Origin of the sequence: Acinetobacter sp. YH12235, from assembly GCF_013417705.1 — a bacterium.
Taxonomy (GTDB): domain Bacteria; phylum Pseudomonadota; class Gammaproteobacteria; order Pseudomonadales; family Moraxellaceae; genus Acinetobacter.
Map to the genome: position 1 here is coordinate 1 of NZ_VPDL01000070.1, position 1,210 is coordinate 1,210.

General features: G+C 52.2%; 1 tRNA gene and 1 rRNA gene. Both read left to right on the top strand.

Features of this window, described 5'->3' with window-relative positions:
• Positions 1-1,072, top strand: a 16S ribosomal RNA gene (locus tag FTV13_RS15560); the annotation flags it as partial.
• A 61-nt stretch (positions 1,073-1,133) separates the two neighbouring features.
• Positions 1,134-1,210 (top strand) — tRNA-Ile (locus tag FTV13_RS15565).

The following is a 1,210-nucleotide window of genomic DNA, read 5'->3' on the forward strand; positions in this document are numbered from 1 at the left end:
GGGATAAGTGGACGTTACTCGCAGAATAAGCACCGGCTAACTCTGTGCCAGCAGCCGCGGTAATACAGAGGGTGCAAGCGTTAATCGGATTTACTGGGCGTAAAGCGCGCGTAGGTGGCTAATTAAGTCAAATGTGAAATCCCCGAGCTTAACTTGGGAATTGCATTCGATACTGGTTAGCTAGAGTATGGGAGAGGATGGTAGAATTCCAGGTGTAGCGGTGAAATGCGTAGAGATCTGGAGGAATACCGATGGCGAAGGCAGCCATCTGGCCTAATACTGACACTGAGGTGCGAAAGCATGGGGAGCAAACAGGATTAGATACCCTGGTAGTCCATGCCGTAAACGATGTCTACTAGCCGTTGGGGCCCTTGAGGCTTTAGTGGCGCAGCTAACGCGATAAGTAGACCGCCTGGGGAGTACGGTCGCAAGACTAAAACTCAAATGAATTGACGGGGGCCCGCACAAGCGGTGGAGCATGTGGTTTAATTCGATGCAACGCGAAGAACCTTACCTGGCCTTGACATACAGAGAACTTTCCAGAGATGGATTGGTGCCTTCGGGAACTCTGATACAGGTGCTGCATGGCTGTCGTCAGCTCGTGTCGTGAGATGTTGGGTTAAGTCCCGCAACGAGCGCAACCCTTTTCCTTATTTGCCAGCACTTCGGGTGGGAACTTTAAGGATACTGCCAGTGACAAACTGGAGGAAGGCGGGGACGACGTCAAGTCATCATGGCCCTTACGGCCAGGGCTACACACGTGCTACAATGGTCGGTACAAAGGGTTGCTACTGCGCGAGCAGATGCTAATCTCAAAAAGCCGATCGTAGTCCGGATCGCAGTCTGCAACTCGACTGCGTGAAGTCGGAATCGCTAGTAATCGCGGATCAGAATGCCGCGGTGAATACGTTCCCGGGCCTTGTACACACCGCCCGTCACACCATGGGAGTTTGTTGCACCAGAAGTAGGTAGTCTAACCTTAGGGAGGACGCTTACCACGGTGTGGCCGATGACTGGGGTGAAGTCGTAACAAGGTAGCCGTAGGGGAACCTGCGGCTGGATCACCTCCTTAACGAAAGATTGACGATTGGTAAGAATCCACAACAAGTTGTTCTTCATGACGATGTATCTGAGGGTCTGTAGCTCAGTTGGTTAGAGCACACGCTTGATAAGCGTGGGGTCACAAGTTCAAGTCTTGTCAGACCCACCA